This window comes from Sphingobacterium sp. ML3W, from assembly GCF_000747525.1.
GTDB lineage: Bacteria > Bacteroidota > Bacteroidia > Sphingobacteriales > Sphingobacteriaceae > Sphingobacterium.
Genome location: NZ_CP009278.1, coordinates 522,817 through 542,683 on the forward strand (window position 1 = coordinate 522,817; position 19,867 = coordinate 542,683).

Below are 19,867 nucleotides of genomic sequence, written 5' to 3' on the forward strand. Positions count from 1 at the left end.
TCACTATTAAACAAAAACCTTTATTTTATTATTATGAATTTCAAGGCAGTTATTATCTTAACTTTCTTAACTATTATGGCTTCAATAGCGACAGCTAGAGAGGTTATAGCTTTTAATCAGGATTGGGCTTTCAAAAAGGGACCTTTTACGACAGATGTTTTACAATACGGCAACGTTTTTTCTGGCAGTTGGCAAGTTGTATCAGTCCCCCATACGTGGAATGCAAAAGATATGCAAGTCCGTAATGACCGATTCACCTCTAATGAGAAGTTTTATGTAGGAGAGGCATATTATCGCAAGACCATTACTCCCGAGGAATCATGGCGTGGTAAGCGTATCTTTATAAAGTTTGAAGGAGTTAATACAAATTCCGAAGTTTACATCAATAATTCTCCCTTATCATCTAAAAAGGAAAAAGGTAACATGATGTATGATAGTTCAAAGCCTAATGGAAATTATCAAATTGTAGGAAGACATCAAGGTGGCTATTCGGCTTTCGTTTTTGAATTGACAAATATGTTGAAATTTGGAGAAGAAAATGAAATCCTTGTTAAAGTAAGTAACGAGGCTACCCCACAAGTTATTCCTGTAAACCATACGCTATTTCCTATGTATGGTGGTATTTATCGTCCAGTTGAGCTTATAGTAACAAATAAAATTAACATCGCTGTATCGGACTATGCTTCTTCTGGAGTATTTATAAGCCAAAAGCAAATAAATAAAAAGAGTGCTCACATAAGTTTAAAAGTAAAACTGGAAAATAAAAATGCTGATGCGCGCAATATAGCTATCGTAAGTACGATTCTGGAGCAGAATGGTACTGTTAAAACAAAGGAAATAAAGAACTATCAGATACTTCCACAAGGTAGACAGGAGGTAGTACAAGAAATTAAAATAAATAATCCGCACCTATGGCAAGGTATTGACGACCCTTACCTGTATAAAGTTGTGACGCAAATTATAGATGGCACCACTGTTATGGACGAAATTATCCAACCATTGGGACTTCGTAAGTTTGAAATGCGCGCCGGGGAAGGTTTCTTTTTAAACGATATTAAATATCCGATGTATGGGGTAACGCGCCATCAAGATAGATGGGGAAAAGGTTCTGCATTATCAAATGCCGATCATGACGAGGATTTAGCAATTATCAAGGAAATTGGGGCGACTACAATTCGCTTAGCACATTATCAACAGGCAGAGTATTTTTATGCCAAATGCGATAGTATGGGCTTTGTGGTTTGGGCGGAGATCCCATTTGTTAACCGTGTAACGACATTTGAAGAAGCAAATGCTAAACAGCAATTGACAGAACTAATAAGGCAGAATTATAATCATCCTTCCATTTATACCTGGGGGCTACACAATGAAGTCTATACACCCAATGCTTATACAATCGAATTAACAACAAAGCTCAACGACTTAGCAAAGACTGAAGATCCATTTCGATATACTGTACAAGTAAGTGGTTATAATATAATCGACCATGCTGTTAATAACAACGCAGACATGCAAGGGATAAATCATTATTTTGGGTGGTACAATGGCGTTATTCGTGATGTAGATAAATGGGCCGATCAAATTTCAAAAGACTTTAAAGATTATAAAATAATCTTTTCTGAATATGGAGCTGAGGCCAATCCCAGTCATCAGCAAGAAATTGTAGGAGATGTTGGCAATCAGTGGGCAAACCCCGCGTTTTTTCCGGAAGAATTTTCAACTAAATTTCATGAGATACATTGGGGGACGATCAAGAGACACCCTGTTTTTTTAGCGTCATATTTGTGGAATACATTTGACTTCGCTACACCTATTACAGCTTTAAATGTTGAGCCAAGAAACTACAAAGGACTGGTTACTTTTGACCGGAAGCTTAAAAAAGACCCTTTCTATTGGTACAAGGCAAATTGGAGTAAAGAGCCGGTATTATACCTAACTCAACGTCGCGTTGTTGAAAGAGCAAATGAGATAACAGCTGTCACTGTTTATTCTAATGTCGGCACACCTAATTTGATGGTAAATGGTGTTGAGGTAAAGGATTTCGCTATTGGAGAGACAGATGTCCATTATATCTTTCAAAATGTTAAACTGAAAGAAGGAGATAATACCATTCAGGTAAAAGCTTCAATAGATGGGCAGCAATTAGAAGATAAAATTAGCTGGCATTATACGAGAGATAATCCAAAGGCAATCAGGAAAGATGGGCCAAAAGATAATAAAAATGAACATATTGGTTTATAATAAAAGGGCTCATTAGAGCCCTTTTATTATTTTATGGAGTAGTCAATGCTACGGGTAAAATTTTACCATTGTAGTATTGATGCCCATTTTGGGCAAATTCTGCGATGTATCTACCCATTTCAAATGCTAATTTACCTGCTTCTACACCAGGGAATGCCGCTTCGAACATTTCTGTTTGAGCTGACCCGAGTGCCAAGCAATTCACACGTATCCCTCTATCCTTAAATTCTTCTGCAAGACATTCTGTCAACACTGCTAATGCAGCTTTGCTTGAAGAATAAGCTGCTAAACCACTGAATTTTGATGATCCTTGAACGCCTCCCATGCTTCCAATATTAAGAATATGGGCACCTTCTTGCATCATCGGGACGATATTTTGAATCATATTGGCATGTGCCAAAATATTGGTTTGAAACATAGAAGCTATTTCCTCCATCGAGCTTTCCATGAAGGGTTTGTTTATTAAAATTCCTGCATTATTGATAAGAATGTCTACCTGATCAAATTTTGATTTAATGAATGGTAATAGCGTTTGATAGTCATCATAGACAATATCGAACTGTGCTGGATATAAGTTGCCCCCATCAAAGTTTAAGTCTGAGGCAATCTCATGTAATCGTTTTAGCTTATCTGCTGAACGCGCCAAAGCAATCACATTATTTTCTTTTTTTGCAGTTAGATCTAAAACAGCTTCAAATCCAACACCACTGCTCGCTCCAGTTATTATAATATTTGGCATAATTTTTTAATTTAATCTTCAGTTTGTGATTCTTCCAGCTCTTTAACAGAGGGTAATTTATCGGTACCTAAGACGGAAGGATGAAAAATATAGTACGAACCTGTAAAGGCCATAATGGCAGATATAATATAAAATAGTAGGCTGATTAAAACAGCTAAATGCGAATCTAGGTGAAAGAAATTAGCCCCCCAAACGTATACCAATTCGCGCATACCCAATCCACCGACCGAAAAGGGGATGATGGCCACTAATGAAGATGCTAGGAAAAGGAACAGATAAGGCGAAAATTTACCTTCAAAACCTAATGCATATAAAATCATGATAGCAGAAATAACCTGCATGGATTGTACTCCTATCGCCTTCAAATGTGTCTTAACAAAATTTGATTTAAAATCTTTAAAGAACTTTCCAACTAAGATATAATATAGAATAGTACCAACAATAAAGCCAATGATGGTTAAATAATTAGGTATTCCAAGCTGAGGCATAAAAATCACCAATGCAGCTATAATTAGGCAAAGCGCCCATAGTCCACTTAGTCGATCAAAAAATAATGCACCTAAAAGTTTTCGGCCCTTAATACTATGTTTTTTTCGAAGAAAATAAATTTTATAACCATCGCCACCTACACCTCCTGGCAAGAACAGGTTATAAAATAATCCCAGTTGATAAAGCTTGAAGTTGTATCGTTCAGAAACATGAAGTCCTATTGCTGTCAGGAAACTGAGTAAGCGAGACGAGGATATCAGGATTGAGATCGCATAGGCTAGGAATGCAAGGAGTAAAAATAGCGGATTTGAATTAATCACAGCTTCTTTCAAATCTTGAATTGAAACCTGGCTAAATACCCAATAGAGAGCTGTGATAGTGACAACAACCTTCAATAGGTTTTTAGCTATTTTCCAAATTAGTTTTTTATTCATTAGATATTAAGAATATATTTTGACTTTCGAGATTGATTTTCAAAGTTATTAATTTGATTAAAAAAATACGTTAGGTCAATTATCCAATTAAAGGATATATACGCGAGTATAAAAGGATAAGATAGATTAACAAAAATATGGTACACAAAGAGAATTGCCAATTGATATCTACACGTGAATATTTATTTTTCAACATGATAACAAGCAAAACAATGAATATAACAAAAAGTAATGCAGGAGCCACTATAGCCATTTCATTTGGAAAAGCAACGTTCTTTGCATCTAATTTAGATTCTGCTTCCTGATTAGATAATAATGGAACAGAAGCAAGTGCTAAAAGTAAAACGAATATACGCATTAGTGATTTTGCTACAATCTTACTAATGGTATGATTTTTGGATGTCTCAATCATGATTTGTTGTTATATTTACAACAAAAATACAATAAGTAACTATAAAATTAATGAATATGAATCGAGTTCTTTTATCTATCACAACTCTCATGTTGAGTTTGGTTCTTTTTTCGGCTTGTAGTATGCAACCAAAAGGAACATCATCCAGTTCTTCATCAACTGCGATGACTACTGGCCCTAGCGCATCTGACTGGAAAGGCGCTGTAAAAGGAACTTGGGTACTAGATCAAATTGATCGTGAAAACTTACCGGCATCTTATACCATTAAAAGTGTATTTGAAGAAGCTCCAGCAGAGTGTTTTGTAGGCAGTACCTGGATTCTACCAGGTAATGGTAAAGGAAATATATCTTTTTCAGCTGATGGAAAGCTATGTGCTCCTGGTGCATCTAGAGATATCATATGGTCTATCTATAACCCGGGAAAAAATAATGGCGAGCCACAATTTCAATTCAAAAAAATCTATGCTGGGGATAAGGCAAAAAATGTTATCACTGGTTATCGTTTAGACCTCTCATATAGTGATGCAAATAAATTGGTTATGCGTATGCCAGTAACCATTACTAATGGAGAAGCATATTTAGTATTTACTTTTTCTAGAGTGAATTAGTAATTATAATGTTTAAATAAATAAAGCTATAGGGAACTATAGCTTTATTTATTTAAAAAAGAATGCTTTACAAGTGTGAATAGATTGAAAAAGTAATAAAATTAGTGCTAAATACGATGTTGTGCAGTGTGAAAAAAGTAGCTTTAATTACGGGAGTTCTGGGACATGACGGAGTATATCTTGCCGCGTTTTTATTAGATAAGGGATATTTTGTACATGTGATTAAAAAGCAAGGATATTTTTTTAATTCCGAACTTGTCAGTGCTTTGTGCCAAGATAGACCACTAATAGATCGACATATCATACTCCATGATAATGATTCGAAAGATTCAACAAATTTGAGCGCTATCATTCAAAAAGTTCAGCCAGACGAAATTTATAATTTAGGAGCTCAATCATTAGACAAAAGATCAAATAAATCCCCAGAATACTGCGTCAATGTTTATGAATTAGGTATCTTACGTATTTTAGAAGCTGTACGTTTATTGGGGCTAACAGATAAATGTCGCATTTATCATGGTTCCTCATCAGAAATATCCAGTCTTTTACAAGAGGAGGGGAAGGATAAGGTTGCACCTTTTTATTCAAGCAGTTCCTATGCTTTATCCCAACTATATGAATATTGGACAACCGTTAACTATCGAGATACCTATCAGATGTATGCATGTAATGCTGTTTTACTGAATCACCAAAGCCCTTTAGAAGCAGCTGAAGCGCATAAAATAATTAAAGCTATAGCACGAATAGCATTAGGCATGCAAGATCGTCTGTATCTAGAGAATTTATCAGTTCAAAGGAAATGGGGCAATGCTAAAGATTATGTAGAAGCAATCTGGCTTACATTACAACAAAATAAAGCCGCAGATCATGTCATCGACATAGGATTAACCTCTACAATACGTGAATTTATCAGATTAAGCTTTGCAGAGCTAGGTATAGAAGTTGAATTTTGTGGCAGGGGAGAGCAGGAAAAAGGTGTCATAATTGACATTGATGAAGAAAGATTAGCAAATCTTAATATTGATAAGGATGCGATAAAATTTGGGCAAACTGTTGTCAAAATCGGGGAACCAATTTTCAGCCCATTAAAAGTTGACTTTATATCAATGGATACTGATAAAACAAAGATTGGCTTGAAATGGACCCCTAAGTATGACTTGGGGATGCTTATTAATGAAATGATGTATTCAGGCCTATCGCAAGTTCGGGAAGAAGAATTTTCACAAGAATAGATTGCTCCTTCCTTAATTAGCGTAGTTTAGGAAAAGATTGCCAAATATTATTGGTGAAATATACTTAAAATACGAAATTGGAATAATATTTGTTGTAAACATATATCTACAGGGCTATTGGGTTAGTCAAATAAAAATTGGAGTTCAAGTGTAATGGAAACTGAATTAGTAAAAGGGAATAAACAGGAAGAGATTAAGAGAAATACGTCGAAAGTTTATTTTTTTATAATAGCAATAGCAGCTTTAGTTGTTACGAATGTTTATTTTTATGTAAAGTTTAAGTCTTCAGGAGAGAAGGTATATGCACTTACAGTCGAAAAAGAAAATCTCGAAGTAGAGATTGATCGGATTGAGGCCGAGCTGGATAAAATGAAAATAGAGAATGTTCAATTATCTCCTCCCTTAGTCGAAAAAGAATTAGATGCTAGAAATAAAATTGTCGATTTACGAGCTAAATTAGCTCGGAAAGAGCTATCACAATCTGATATTGATTATGCGCAATCAACAATTACCTCCTTAAAAAGTGAGGTTGCATATTTTACCTTAGATGTCAACAGGTTGATACAGGAAAATAAAATATTGGCGGAAAAGAATGACCTATTGCAGAAAGAAGTCTCTGAGTCATCCAATAAGATTTCAGATTTAAAAAATTCGAATCTAAATTTAGCGTCAAAAGTAAATGTTGCAGCTGCACTTAAGGTTTCAAATATAGCTGTTTATGGTCTTCAAGAAAAGCGAAATAAGAAGCTTGAAATTGAAGAGAGAGCTAAAAGAGTGGATAAACTCAGTGTCAATTTTACTATAGCTGATAATACTTTGGCTAAAGAAGGAAAAAAAGATGTTTTCGTCAGAATTATTGATCCTCAAGGAAATTTAATCGTCAATCAGGACGGTAATACATTCTATGCTCATGGAGAAAAGCTTCAATTCACTTTTAAAGATAGTCTTCAATTCACAAATCATGGAGAAGAATATACGCTCTACTGGACTGGCGATAATAAATTTGTAAAAGGAGCATATACTGTCCTTCTATATTCAGATAATGCTATTATGGGAAGATCAACAGTCGTATTAAAGTAATTATAACAATATCTTTTATTGCTAACGGTGAATATTATAAAATAAGGAGCACATAGAATATGTGCTCCTTATTTGTTTTTCAGCTTAGTTCAATGACTATTTCTATAACATCGTACCCTAATTAGTCTTGTATTTTGGTAAGACGATATAGAATGTCGTTCCATGTTCTTCTATGGACTCAAATTGTACGGTTCCACCCATTGCCTCAATAGTTTTCTTGACAAATACCAGTCCTAATCCAGTTCCAGAACTTTTTGTTGTAAAATTAATCTCGAATATTTGTGCTCGCATATCTTGAGGTATACCAAGGCCATTATCTTTTATTTTAACGAGGTATGTTTCATTTACTCCATCCGATATACTAATATCTATCTTAATTCTTCTTTTACCGAAACCTGCTTCTATAGCATTCTTCAATAAATTATTAAACGTTCTTAATAATTGGTCGCGATCTGCCTCTACAAATAAGTAGGCATCATTCGTTAGGTTCGTTAACCTAATTTGAGCTTGTGGATTTTGAATATATACACCGATGGATTTATTCAGTTTTTCCAGTAGGTTTACTTTTTCATATTTGGTGTCAGGCAATTTTGCAAAGGCAGAAAACTCTTTCGCAATATGGGTAAGACTATTGATTTGTTCAATAAAAGATGCCGTAATTCGCTTAAAACGTTCCTCAAATTTGACATCATTGTCATGGTATGATTTTGTTAATTGCTGAATTCCAAGTTTCATTGGTGTCAAAGGGTTTTTGATTTCATGGGCTACCTGTTGTGCCATTTCACGCCAGGTGGACTCGCGTTCGTTATCTTTAATTTTATTTGCATAGTCCCCTAGTTTCAATATCATAAGGTTATATTCCTTAATCAGTCCACCTATCTCATCATTTCGCTGCCAAAATAGAGGTTCATTTTGTTGGCCTAAATTAGTTTGAGCAAGTTTTTTACTAATTAGATTTAATGGCTCGGTTATTTTGTTAGCAACAAATGCAGCATAAAAACCAAAACCGATAATGATCAGTGAATAGATATTGATTAATGTATTTAAAAGAAGATTCTTATTTAAGTTATCATCCCTTTGGGCATTAAAATTAGGAATACCTAAGTAAGCGATAGTTGCATAGTTCTCATCCCGAATTGTTGCATAGCTCGATTCATATTTAAAATCTCCGACACGTTCATCTTCAATAGTTTCAGATTTTTTCAAAAGTGATAACTTTCTAAATGCATTTGCATTCATAAAAGTAGATAAGATGTTTAGATCATAAATTTTTGGTTGCGAGCTATAGAGTAAACGGCCTGATTTTGAGTAAAGTGAAAAGTCTTTGGAGAGTGATTCGGATAATAACTTTAGGTAATAAATGAGACGCTCTTCTCTTTCTTCAGCAGTAGCAGCAGTACTGACAATATTTTCTAATCTTTTGCTTATATCCATGACAGATTTCTCTCTTTCCAAAGTATTATTATAAGACAGTTGCATATTGATACTGATGAAAGATATAATACCCGATATCAATATGGCCAAAATGATAGAAGATATAAATAGCGTTTGGATTCTTGAACTATATTGGATGCTATTGACTAAATAAAGATAGTGATATTTTAAACTTCTAACTTTGAAAGATTTATTTTTTAATATTTTACAACCATAAGCGATGATGGAATAGAAAGAAAAAAAGATAAAAATAACCAAGAAAAGAAATGATGCCGTCGCTAAGTATTCCCATGCTGTTTCTTTAGGATTACTCACTAAAAATGTTGTATGACTATTGGGTCTATACATGACATGGAAATATTTATCATCAGTATCTAGATTGATGTATTCTCCTACCTTATTGGGATAAGCATTGTCATGGCTTGGATAGTTATATTTTCCATACTGAGTGATTAAATTTCCATCTTTAAATAAGCCAATTGAACTATTATTAAAAGACGCTACCTCAATGTTATTTAATCTGGAATCAACTAATATCTCTGGATATGGTACACTATTATTAAAAGATCTATTTTTTAGATTAAGATATAGAGATACTGTATTTTGTTGATCGATTGGAAGATTGATTATCGAAAAATACTCATGAGTCCCCAGTTCACTGTTTAATCTGTAAAAATTATTGCTGATTTTTAGTGAATTTTTTATTACCTTTTCTCTATACTCTTCAATTTTATTGTTTTTGTAACGTCCTAATTCCTTATTATTATGATAATAAAATCCCATGAATTCATACTTGGAAAGATATCCACTCAGATATTTTTGCTCAATATATTCATTTATGGTTTGTGTGTTGGTATTTGGTAAACTGATTTTAAATAGATGTTTTAGCTGCGCATCCTCTAAGATATCCTTTTCTATTTCAGTATACAGAGAAACAGCGTTGATATCATCCTCAGCCTCTAAATTACTTATGAAAAGCCTCATATTATCAAGCTTCTTCATTTTGTAGAAATGCCCATGATATATGGAAAAAATCACAGATAACAGGATGATAACGACGATGTGAGTAGCAAGTCTATATCGAGATTTTAATAACGAATTGAAAGATCTAATCAATATAATCAACGCTAATAGGATATTTACTAAACCATTATTCTCTTTTAATAATGTACCTATTAGAATAAATAAAATGAGGCAACTAAGGTGAATATTGATTAAAATGGTATCAGATATTTTCAATTTCCTGATTACAGAAGTGACTATATCAATATATAAAATGAGCGTAATTAAGCTTAAGCATAATATGAATAAGTCAATCCAAGTAAACATGTTTAATTCCACCAATTTAGTGAAATCTACAGCAGTAGTTGTTGAATGTGTAATAAGAGTACCTAAAGTTCTATAAAGTACCGTAAAGAAGAAGTAAATACTCAGTATCGCGATTACCGTAAACACAATCTTTGGTACTTTATTTTTAATATACCTTTCTATACTGAACTTAACTTTGATACTATGTAGGAAAAGAATAAATAGAAAGCAGAATATTACGGTTATAAGTAGCCCCCAAATATTGGGAAACATATTATTGTAGGCATAATTTTTAGGGTTGAAGATACTCAAATTAGCATGAATGCTGAGCCAATTGGAGTTAAGATCGATATACCGTAATATAACTAGAGAAGTTAGGTAAAGAATGACGCCAAGTATTGTCTTTCCTTTATTTACAAGATGTTTAGAAATACTATAGCTCAATGTAATAAAACATATTGCGGCCAATATCCAAGATAATGTTTGCAAGATGCTAAATATGTTCTGCACTTGCCCAGCTTTAAGCTTTATGGAAAATAGGTAGATTTTGTTTTTACTATAAATATTTTTAATGTTACCAATATCCTTATAATCGGCAATTTCGATGTTATTACTTTTGGAAATTAAAGGTGAGAACGCTTTTGTGAAATATTCATTATTGATGTTGAAATATTTTTTTATTGTAACATAGGCTAGTACAGTAGTGTTGCCGATCTCCTTTTTTTTAACGATAAATGTCCGATCGTTAGTAGTGATGTAATTGATTGTGTTTTTAAGACCACCATCGGTTAGCGGTACAAATATATTAGAACTCCAGAGAAGAAGCTCATGGTTTTTAAAAATAAAAAGTTTTATCCCTTCTTCTTTATCATATTTTTCTAATATGCGATAAGATTGGTCAGGATATTTTTCGGCATTTTTAAAAGTTTTTAAAATAATTGGATCCGTGAATAAATGATCGATTAAATCTTCTTTTTCATGGATCTTTGACTCCAAGTTGGCTGTCTCGAAATTTAAAATGTCTTTATCCGATACAACATTCTGTAATGTAATAGCTGTAACGATAAAGCTTAACGTTAGCAGTATAAGTAAAAGTCTTATTTTCGAGGATACAGGCACTTTATAATCTTTATTTTGACAGTGAATAGATATATAAATATATAAAAAAAGTCCTTACAAAAAGATTGTAAGGACTTATCTATAAAGTGATATTTTTTATCCGTGGATATCTTCCTCTTTGAATAATTTTGCACCTAAGTACTCACGATTCATACGAGCGATATTTGTTAATTTAATACCTTTAGGACATTCTGCTTCACAAGCACCAGTGTTAGTACAGTTACCAAAGCCTTCTGCATCCATTTGGTCAACCATCGCTTGAGCACGTTCATAACGCTCTGTTTGACCTTGTGGTAACAAAGCAAACTGAGATATCTTAGCAGAAACGAACAACATTGCCGATGCGTTTTTACATGCAGCAACGCAAGCACCACAGCCGATACAAGTAGCCGATTCGAAAGCCTCATCAGCAATACGTTTTGGTATCAAAATGTTATTAGCATCTTGTGCACCACCTGTGTTGACATTTGTATAACCACCTGCCTGTTGAATACGGTCAAATGATGTACGATCTACCGCTAAATCTTTTAAAACAGGGAAGGCTGCCGCTCTCCAAGGCTCAATAACAATTGTTTGTCCATCATGAAATGAACGCATGTGCAATTGACACGTTGTGATGCCGTATTTAGGTCCGTGAGGACGTCCATTAATCACTAATGAACACATTCCACAGATTCCCTCGCGACAGTCGTGATCAAAGTAAATTGGATCTTCGCCTTTACGCGTCAATTCATCATTGACAATATCAAGCATTTCTAAGAATGACATATCATCAGCGATATCATTTGCTTGTACAGTTACGAATTGACCTTTAGATTTATCGTTTTTTTGACGCCAAACTTTTAGCGTTAAATTCATATGTGCACTCATAATAATAATATTGAGTCTATCACTGACTACCCGCAGGTAGTCAGATGATATTATTTATAACTTCTTTGTGTTAATTTAACGTTTTCGAAAACTAACGCCTCTTTGTGAAGAACTTCTGGTTGGCTTTCACCTTTGAATTCCCAAGCAGAAACATAAGTAAACTCTTCGTCGATACGTAGCGCTTCACCTTCTGCCGTTTGCGACTCTAAGCGGAAGTGACCTCCACAAGATTCTCTACGGTTCAATGCATCATCAACCATCAATTCACCTAATTCGATGAAATCTGCAACACGACCAGCTTTTTCAAGGGACATGTTTAATTCCTCATTTTCACCTAAAACTTTTGCGTTCGACCAGAACTCTTTTTTCAAGTTTTGAATCAATCCTTTAGCTTTCGTTAAACCTATTTCAGTACGAGCCATACCACAGTATTCCCACATGATCAAGCCCAATTCTTTATGGATATCATCTACCGTTTTAGTACCATTCAAAGCTAATAAAGCATTGATTCTTATTTCAACCTCTTTACGAGTAGCTTCAAAAGCAGGATGGTTTTTATCAACAGGAGCAAATGAACCTAAATTAGCCAAATAATCTCCAACAGTATAAGGGATAACAAAGTAACCATCAGATAACCCTTGCATCAACGCAGAAGCACCTAAACGGTTCGCTCCGTGATCAGAGAAATTACATTCTCCTAATGCATATAATCCAGGTACTGTTGTCATTAAATTGTAATCAACCCATACACCACCCATTGTATAGTGAACAGCAGGGTAGATACGCATTGGTTGCTTGTAAGGATTCTCGTCTGTAATTTGGTAATACATATCAAACAAGTTACCGTATTTTTCACGTACAGCATCTTCACCTAAACGACCGATAGCGTCTGCGAAGTCCAAGAATACAGCAACACCGGTTTTACCAACACCACGTTTATCATCTACCGCTTCTTTAGCATTACGAGAAGCAACGTCACGAGGTACCAAGTTACCAAATGATGGATATTTACGTTCTAAGAAGTAATCTCTATCATCTTCTTTAATATCAACAGCCTTTAATTCTCCTTTTTGTAATTTCTGTGCTAACTCAACTGTTTTCGGAACCCAAACACGACCGTCATTACGCAATGATTCTGACATCAAGGTTAATTTCGACTGGTGATCTCCGGTAACTGGAATACAAGTAGGGTGAATTTGTGTATAACAGGGGTTAGCAAATAAAGCACCACGTTTGTGAGCTCTCCATGCAGCTGTTACATTACAACCCATTGCATTTGTTGAAAGGAAAAATACGTTACCATATCCACCTGTACATAGCAATACGGCATGACCTTCGTGAGATTCGATTTTACCGGTAACTAAGTCACGAGTCACGATACCACGAGCCTGACCATCAATTTTAACAAGGTCAAGCATCTCATGACGTGTGTATGATTTTACTTTACCTTTATGGATTTGACGGTTTAATGCTGAATACGCACCTAACAATAATTGTTGTCCAGTTTGTCCACGTGCATAGAAAGTACGAGATACTTGAGCACCACCAAATGAACGGTTATCTAATAAACCGCCATATTCGCGAGCAAAAGGAACTCCTTGAGCAACACACTGATCGATAATGTTATTCGACACCTCAGCTAAACGATATACGTTTGCTTCACGTGCACGATAATCACCACCTTTAATTGTATCATAGAATAAACGATAAACCGAATCACCGTCATTTTGATAATCTTTTGCAGCATTAATACCACCTTGTGCAGCGATTGAGTGCGCACGACGAGGTGAATCTTGATAACAGAAAGTCTTTACATTGTAACCTAATTCTGCTAAAGATGCAGCTGCTGAAGCTCCCGCTAATCCTGTACCAACAACGATAATTGTAAATTTACGTTTGTTAGCAGGGTTAACCAGCTTCATTTCAAATTTATGTTTTGACCATTTCTGGGCCAATGGACCCGCTGGTACTTTTGAATCTAACATATCTTATATTTTATTTATTAGATAGGGTATAGCACCGCTATCCTAAAATATTGTTAACGGAAATAGAAATATAATGGCATCGCTGCAAAAAGAATTGGAACAATAACTCCAAATACCCATACACCAATAAATTGAACCAATCCAATGTATCTTTTGTGATTGAATCCAACGGTCTGAAAAGCAGACTGAAAACCATGAATTAAGTGAAATGCTAAAGCAGCCATTGCGATTACATATAATGCTACTAATGCAACATTTTTAAACGCATAGTCAACTTGCTTGTACAAGTCACGTGCTTTTATAACTTCAACACCATTTTCGACAATTACAGAGTAATCATGAAAATCTGAAGCTTGGATTTCTTGATGTGTCGTAACTCCTGTCGATAAATCTGTACGATATTCGATGTAAGGTGTTTGGTCATTATGGTACTTCCACCAAAAATTTGACATGTGCGTCGCCAAGAATACCAAGATAATAGTACCTAAAATACCCATGTTGCGTGAGTTCCATTTGCTGTTAGCACTTCCATCATAAGATGCATATCCAATAGGACGTGCAGCCTTATTTTTTAATGAAATCACGATTGCATAAATCACGTGAATGATCACGGAAGCATACAATAAATAAGACACCACCTTAATAGGTGTAAAATGCGTCATGAAATAGGCGTACTGGTTGAACGCTAAACCCGCGTCATCTTTAAATAACTGCAAGTTTCCAATCAAGTGAACTATTAGGAACGTACATAAGAAAAGTCCCGTTAAGCTCATGATTAGCTTCTTCCCTATAGAAGAACTTAAAACTGGCTTTGATTTACTCATTATCCTTTGTAATTTAATTTAATTAGGCAAATTTACCATTTGATATTAAATATGATACAATTTTGACATGAAAAGAAGTAATTTAGAACTATTCTAAATCGTAAACTAAAAAGGCTCGTTATTTTTTTAATAACGAGCCTTTTATAATTAGTCTGGAATGGGTTATATGCTAAATAGTCGGTATCCCAATCCGATGCTCCACATATTGATTTTTGTCTTTTCAGTGGTGCCTTTTTGGATATTATTTAAGCCTAGTTCATAGCGTAAATCAACACGTAGACTAGAAACATCAACACCCGCTCCAAAAGCCCAAGAAGTTGAATTCTTTTTGTAATTCGAAGCCTGTAAGTGGGCGCCTATATTTTTATCCTGTTTCTCGTCAACTACAAATGAAAAAACGGGTCCCGTATTAATTCTAGCTCCGATTGGACCTAAACCAAAACGTTTGCCTAATAATACTGGAATGTCAACAGATGTAAATTTTACATCAGTACTTTCCCCTCCGTCTGTCGTTGAGACAACTTTTGTATTTTTACCAGTAATGTAAATTTCAGGTTGTACATGAAATCCTAAGACTCCAACACGACCATACAATCCAGCTTGATAGCCGGTTTTATTATCTGAGTTGAAATATTTTCCATCATTTTTCAATTGCGTAAAATTAAGGGCTCCTTTTAAACCAACTTCGACACCTGGTAGTAATTGGGCATTAGCGGTAGCAACACTACCACAAATGAATAGCAATGCAGGTAAAATTTTCTTCATAACTTTATTTTCTATTTAAATTGTATCTTTAACTGAACTTTTAGTAAGTTGTAAAAATATATACAAATTTTATACCTAAAAAATGTTAATGCTCAAAATAACACAATCTGATTGGATTACGGCAAAAGAAAAAATAAAAAGAAAATATAACCATCTTACTGATTTAGACTTGCATTTCGATGAAAATCAAGAAGAAATATTGATAAATCATTTAATGAATCGTCTAAATAGAGATCGTGAATATGTCGTATTTACTCTATCTAAATCATTAAGTAATATAGCAAGTAATCAGTTATAATGGAAGATATATCTTGGACAGATTTTGAGAAAGTTGATCTGCGTGTTGGGACTATCCAACAAGTAAAAGATTTTCCAAAAGCACGAAAGCCAGCGTATCAATTGACTGTTGATTTTGGGCCGGTTTTAGGAATCAAACAAAGTAGTGCACAGATTACAGTGCATTATACCAAAGAAGAGTTACTAGGAAAACAAGTTGTTGCAGTTGTTAATTTTCCGACGAAACAAATTGGAAACTTCTTCTCAGAATGCTTGATTACAGGATTTGCTGATGAGAATGGAGATATTATATTGACTACCGTGGAAAAGAAAGTGCCGAATGGCGCGAAATTAATGTAACATGCGATATATCGATTTTGAAGGAACATCTGTGGACAACGCAGATGAATTTTTTATGCAGCAGGCTTTAAAAGAAGCGCAGTTAGCACTTGCAGAGGGAGAAGTTCCAATTGGTGCTGTAATAGTACATAAAGGAAATATTATAGGCAGAGGTCATAATCTAACGCAACGATTGAATGATGTAACTGCACATGCTGAAATGCAGGCATTTACAGCAGCAGCTAATCATTTAGGAGGAAAGTATTTGGTGGATTGCACCTTATATGTGACAGTTGAACCATGCGTGATGTGTGCTGGGGCTGCTTATTGGACCCATATTACACGTATCGTTTATGGTGCGAAAGATGATAAACGGGGCTATTCACAATTCCATGATAAAATCTTACACCCAAAAACAATTGTGGAGTCAGGTAAATTAGGCGAAGAATGCGCAGAGCTCGTTAAATCATTTTTTCGTCAAAAACGATAGGGTAGCGCTCATTATTTCATCCATAAATCAAACATAAAAGTATATTAAACGTTATATTTGTATTGTAATAATCTTTTTAATAAACACAAAAATAAATAATTATGGCATTTGTATTAGAGGCGCTACCATACTCGGCAGACGCATTGGAACCACATATTGATAAGGCTACTATGGAAATTCACCATGATAGACATCATCAAGCATACGTAGATAACTTAAATAAAGCAATTGCTGGTACAGACGCAGAAAATTTGTCTTTAGAAGATATCATAAAAAATATCAGTAAGTATCCTGCAGCAGTACGTAATAACGGCGGTGGACATTATAATCATAAACTTTTCTGGACGGTGTTAGGTCCAAATGCTGGTGGAGAGCCAACAGGCGAATTAGCAACTGCAATCAATGAAAATTTTGGTTCTTTCGCAGAATTGAAAACACAATTGCAAAATGCTGGTGCAACACGTTTCGGTTCTGGTTGGTCTTGGTTAATTGTAAACGCGGAAGGTAAATTACAAGTAACTTCAACTCCAAATCAAGACAATCCTTTGATGGATGTTGCAGAAGTAAAGGGTACACCAATTTTGGGTATTGATGTTTGGGAACATGCATACTACTTAAAATTCCAAAATAAGCGTCCAGCTTACTTAGAAGAAATCTTCAATGTAATCAATTGGGATGCAGTAGCAAAAAATTATGCTGCAGCTAAATAATATTTAGGAATCAGTATCGATAGCATTAAGCGGTAAAATGATATCATTTTACCGCTTTTTAATTTCAGGATATTATGATGAAAAAAAATAATTACTTCGGTCTTCTCGCGCTGATTTTGTGTTGTACTTTGTGGACCTCTTGCCAATCTAAAAGTAAGAAAGATCAAAAAATATCCTTTGATCTTCTGCCAGATTCCCAAATCGGTAGTATAGACACCGCAACTTTTGCAGCCGGTTGTTTCTGGTGTGTTGAGGCACAACTCAAGACCTTGGATGGTGTGCAGCAAGTTATTTCCGGCTATACGGGTGGGAAGTTAAAGGATCCTACATATGCACAGGTTATAACAGGTAAGACAGGGCATGCCGAGGCCATCAATGTGGTCTATGATCCGAATAAAATCACATACGATACCTTATTAGAAGCTTTCTTTATCGCACACGATCCTACGCAATTAAATAAGCAAGGAAATGATGTGGGAACGCAGTATCGTTCCGCTATTTTTGTCCATGACAAACAGCAATTAGCGAAAGTAAATTATTATTTAAAAAAAATGAAAGAAGAGCAGCTGTATGATGAACCTATTGTTACAGTAGTTGCACCATATACAGTGTTTTATAAGGCCGAAGATTATCATCAAGATTACTATGCTAATAACAAAGAAGACCGCTACTGTCAATTCGTGATTAAACCAAAATTGGAAAAGTTTAAACATATTTTTACCAGTACAGCTAAAGACTAATTGAATAATTGGAACTCGAATTTAGATCTTGTAAATTTATTCTGAATTTCAACGAATTCACTGAAATTCAGGTTTTTGAAAATATAAAATTATTACTATGATAAAGGGATTTTTTAATGTACCTACACCTACAAATGAGCCAGTTTACTCATATGCTGTTGGTACAAAAGAACGTAAATTATTAAAAGCAGCGATTGACGAAGCGCGTGCTAAACAAGTTGACGTTCCGATGTATATTGGCGGAAAAGAAGTGCGTACGGATAAAAAGGTATCCATGAATCCACCTCATGATCACCAACACATTTTAGGACAATATAGTCAAGGTACAAAAAGTCATGTAACGGATGCTATCAACGCGGCGTTAGCAGCTAAAAATGATTGGGAAAATTTACCATGGGAAGACCGTGCCGCTATCTTTTTAAAAGCAGCTGAATTAGCTTCGACAAAATATCGTTATAAACTGAATGCGGCAACGATGTTAGCGCAGTCAAAAAACCCATATCAAGCAGAGATTGATGCAGCATGTGAGTTCACAGATTTTTTGCGTTTCAATGTACAGTACATGACTCAGATCTATGAACAACAACCTCCAGTATCAGGAAAAGGAGTGTGGAACCGTGTAGAGCAACGCCCTTTAGAAGGTTTTGTTTTCGCTTTGACACCATTTAACTTTACAGCCATTGCTGGTAATTTACCTTCGTGTGTAGCGATGATGGGTAACGTAGTCGTATGGAAACCGTCTAATGCACAGATTTATTCTGCACAAGTTTTAATGGAGATTTTCATTGAAGCAGGTTTACCAGCAGGAGTGATCAACTTAGTATATGTATCAGGACCTGATGCAGGTGATGTGATTTTCAAACACCCAGACTTTGCTGGTATCCATTTTACTGGTTCTACAGGTGTTTTCCAAGATATCTGGAAGACAATAGGACAAAACATTCACCTTTATAAAACATACCCTAGAATCGTAGGTGAAACAGGTGGAAAAGATTTTATTGTCATTCACCCAACAGCGGACTTACAGGTTACCAATACAGCATTAGTGCGCGGTGCTTTTGAATACCAAGGACAAAAATGTTCAGCAGCTTCTCGTGCATATATTCCTGCATCGATGTGGCCTGCTTTGAAAGATGCGATGACTGCTGATATTAATTCATTCAAAATTGGAGGTACGGAAGATTTCACAAACTTTATCAATGCTGTTATCGATGAGAAGTCTTTCGATAAGCTTGCGAAATACATTGACCGTGCTAAAGAATCAAATGATGCTGAAGTAGTAATCGGTGGTACTTACGATAAATCTAAAGGTTATTTTATTACACCAACTGTCATCTTGGCTAAAAAATCTGATTATGAAACAATGTCCGAAGAGTTATTTGGACCAGTTTTGACGATTTTTGTTTATGAAGACGATAAGTGGGAAGAAACGTTAGAGATCGTAGATAAAACATCTATTTATGCCCTAACAGGTTCTGTTATCGCTAAAGATCGTTATGCAATAGCGCAAGCAACACATGCATTGCGTAATGCTGCAGGTAACTTCTATGTTAATGATAAATGTACTGGAGCGGTAGTAGGTCAACAACCATTCGGAGGAGCTCGTGGTTCTGGTACGAACGATAAAGCAGGTTCGATGATTAATTTATTACGTTGGGTATCTCCACGTACGATCAAAGAAACTTTTAATCCAGATACAAACTATAAGTATCCGTTCTTAGAAGAAGGCGAATAATCTTATCGATTATAAATTAGATAGAAAAGGCGCCTAC

Annotated in this window: 18 protein-coding genes; 10 read left to right on the forward strand and 8 right to left on the reverse strand. The window is 35.0% G+C overall.

The annotated features are described in order from the left end of the window. Positions 1 to 33 precede the first annotated feature (33 nt). Positions 34 to 2,241 (forward strand): glycoside hydrolase family 2 protein, encoded by a 2,208-nt coding sequence (locus KO02_RS02455; RefSeq protein ID WP_038695548.1) that lies wholly within the window; start codon positions 34 to 36, stop codon positions 2,239 to 2,241. A gap of 31 nt (positions 2,242 to 2,272) precedes the next feature. Here KO02_RS02455 and KO02_RS02460 read toward each other — a convergent pair whose 3' ends face one another. The 3 genes from KO02_RS02460 to KO02_RS02470 form a co-directional block, all read right to left on the reverse strand. Beyond that, positions 2,273 to 2,980, reverse strand: a complete 708-nt coding sequence (locus KO02_RS02460) for an SDR family NAD(P)-dependent oxidoreductase (RefSeq protein WP_038695550.1) — start codon at positions 2,978 to 2,980, stop codon at positions 2,273 to 2,275. Between the two features lie 11 nt (positions 2,981 to 2,991). Further along, on the reverse strand, positions 2,992 to 3,903 hold the full coding sequence (locus tag KO02_RS02465; RefSeq protein ID WP_038695552.1) for a lysylphosphatidylglycerol synthase transmembrane domain-containing protein: 912 nt from the start codon (positions 3,901 to 3,903) through the stop codon (positions 2,992 to 2,994). A 79-nt stretch (positions 3,904 to 3,982) separates the two neighbouring features. Next, on the reverse strand, positions 3,983 to 4,315 hold the full coding sequence (locus KO02_RS02470; RefSeq protein ID WP_038695554.1) for a hypothetical protein: 333 nt from the start codon (positions 4,313 to 4,315) through the stop codon (positions 3,983 to 3,985). Between the two features lie 56 nt (positions 4,316 to 4,371). Here KO02_RS02470 and KO02_RS02475 point away from each other — a divergent pair, with 56 nt between their 5' ends. From KO02_RS02475 to KO02_RS02485, 3 genes are all read left to right on the forward strand, one after another. Next, positions 4,372 to 4,923, forward strand: a complete 552-nt coding sequence (locus tag KO02_RS02475) for a lipocalin family protein (protein WP_038702013.1) — start codon at positions 4,372 to 4,374, stop codon at positions 4,921 to 4,923. Positions 4,924 to 5,051: 128 nt separating this feature from the next. Then, positions 5,052 to 6,155: a GDP-mannose 4,6-dehydratase gene (locus tag KO02_RS02480; RefSeq protein ID WP_235212332.1), complete on the forward strand. Its 1,104-nt coding sequence runs from the start codon at positions 5,052 to 5,054 to the stop codon at positions 6,153 to 6,155. A gap of 153 nt (positions 6,156 to 6,308) precedes the next feature. Beyond that, complete coding sequence (locus tag KO02_RS02485; protein ID WP_038695557.1) at positions 6,309 to 7,235, forward strand: hypothetical protein; 927 nt, start codon at positions 6,309 to 6,311, stop codon at positions 7,233 to 7,235. A gap of 117 nt (positions 7,236 to 7,352) precedes the next feature. Here the strand turns inward: KO02_RS02485 and KO02_RS02490 are convergent, their stop codons facing one another. The 5 genes from KO02_RS02490 to KO02_RS02510 form a co-directional block, all read right to left on the reverse strand. Continuing rightward, on the reverse strand, positions 7,353 to 10,973 hold the full coding sequence (locus KO02_RS02490; RefSeq protein WP_144243248.1) for an ATP-binding protein: 3,621 nt from the start codon (positions 10,971 to 10,973) through the stop codon (positions 7,353 to 7,355). Positions 10,974 to 11,192: 219 nt separating this feature from the next. Beyond that, entirely contained in the window at positions 11,193 to 11,954 is a 762-nt protein-coding gene (locus tag KO02_RS02495; RefSeq protein ID WP_038702017.1) for a succinate dehydrogenase/fumarate reductase iron-sulfur subunit, read from the reverse strand. Positions 11,955 to 12,016: 62 nt separating this feature from the next. Beyond that, positions 12,017 to 13,951, reverse strand: a complete 1,935-nt coding sequence (locus KO02_RS02500) for a fumarate reductase/succinate dehydrogenase flavoprotein subunit (protein WP_038695559.1) — start codon at positions 13,949 to 13,951, stop codon at positions 12,017 to 12,019. A 53-nt stretch (positions 13,952 to 14,004) separates the two neighbouring features. Further along, positions 14,005 to 14,775 carry a succinate dehydrogenase cytochrome b subunit gene (locus KO02_RS02505; protein WP_038695561.1) on the reverse strand — a complete coding sequence of 257 codons (771 nt, stop codon included), beginning with the start codon at positions 14,773 to 14,775 and terminating at the stop codon, positions 14,005 to 14,007. Positions 14,776 to 14,937: 162 nt separating this feature from the next. Next, positions 14,938 to 15,540 (reverse strand): porin family protein, encoded by a 603-nt coding sequence (locus KO02_RS02510; RefSeq protein WP_038695563.1) that lies wholly within the window; start codon positions 15,538 to 15,540, stop codon positions 14,938 to 14,940. Between the two features lie 88 nt (positions 15,541 to 15,628). On the opposite strand from KO02_RS02510, the gene KO02_RS02515 reads away from it, so the two are divergent. The 6 genes from KO02_RS02515 to pruA all read left to right on the forward strand — a co-directional run bounded on the left by KO02_RS02515 (position 15,629) and on the right by pruA (position 19,830). After that, a complete protein-coding gene (locus tag KO02_RS02515) occupies positions 15,629 to 15,838 on the forward strand; it encodes a hypothetical protein (protein ID WP_235212333.1) in 210 nt (69 codons plus the stop codon). Beyond that, positions 15,838 to 16,176, forward strand: coding sequence for a tRNA-binding protein (locus KO02_RS02520; RefSeq protein ID WP_038695566.1), 339 nt, complete (start codon positions 15,838 to 15,840; stop codon positions 16,174 to 16,176). The genes KO02_RS02515 and KO02_RS02520 overlap by 1 nt, the downstream gene beginning before the upstream one ends. Position 16,177: 1 nt before the next feature. Continuing rightward, complete coding sequence (locus tag KO02_RS02525) at positions 16,178 to 16,645, forward strand: nucleoside deaminase (protein WP_038695568.1); 468 nt, start codon at positions 16,178 to 16,180, stop codon at positions 16,643 to 16,645. Positions 16,646 to 16,746: 101 nt separating this feature from the next. Then, positions 16,747 to 17,355, forward strand: coding sequence for a superoxide dismutase (locus tag KO02_RS02530; RefSeq protein WP_038695570.1), 609 nt, complete (start codon positions 16,747 to 16,749; stop codon positions 17,353 to 17,355). A gap of 74 nt (positions 17,356 to 17,429) precedes the next feature. Beyond that, positions 17,430 to 18,095, forward strand: a complete 666-nt coding sequence (msrA, locus tag KO02_RS02535) for a peptide-methionine (S)-S-oxide reductase MsrA (protein ID WP_038695572.1) — start codon at positions 17,430 to 17,432, stop codon at positions 18,093 to 18,095. A 97-nt stretch (positions 18,096 to 18,192) separates the two neighbouring features. Beyond that, complete coding sequence (gene pruA, locus KO02_RS02540) at positions 18,193 to 19,830, forward strand: L-glutamate gamma-semialdehyde dehydrogenase (RefSeq protein ID WP_038695574.1); 1,638 nt, start codon at positions 18,193 to 18,195, stop codon at positions 19,828 to 19,830. Positions 19,831 to 19,867: the final 37 nt, after the last annotated feature.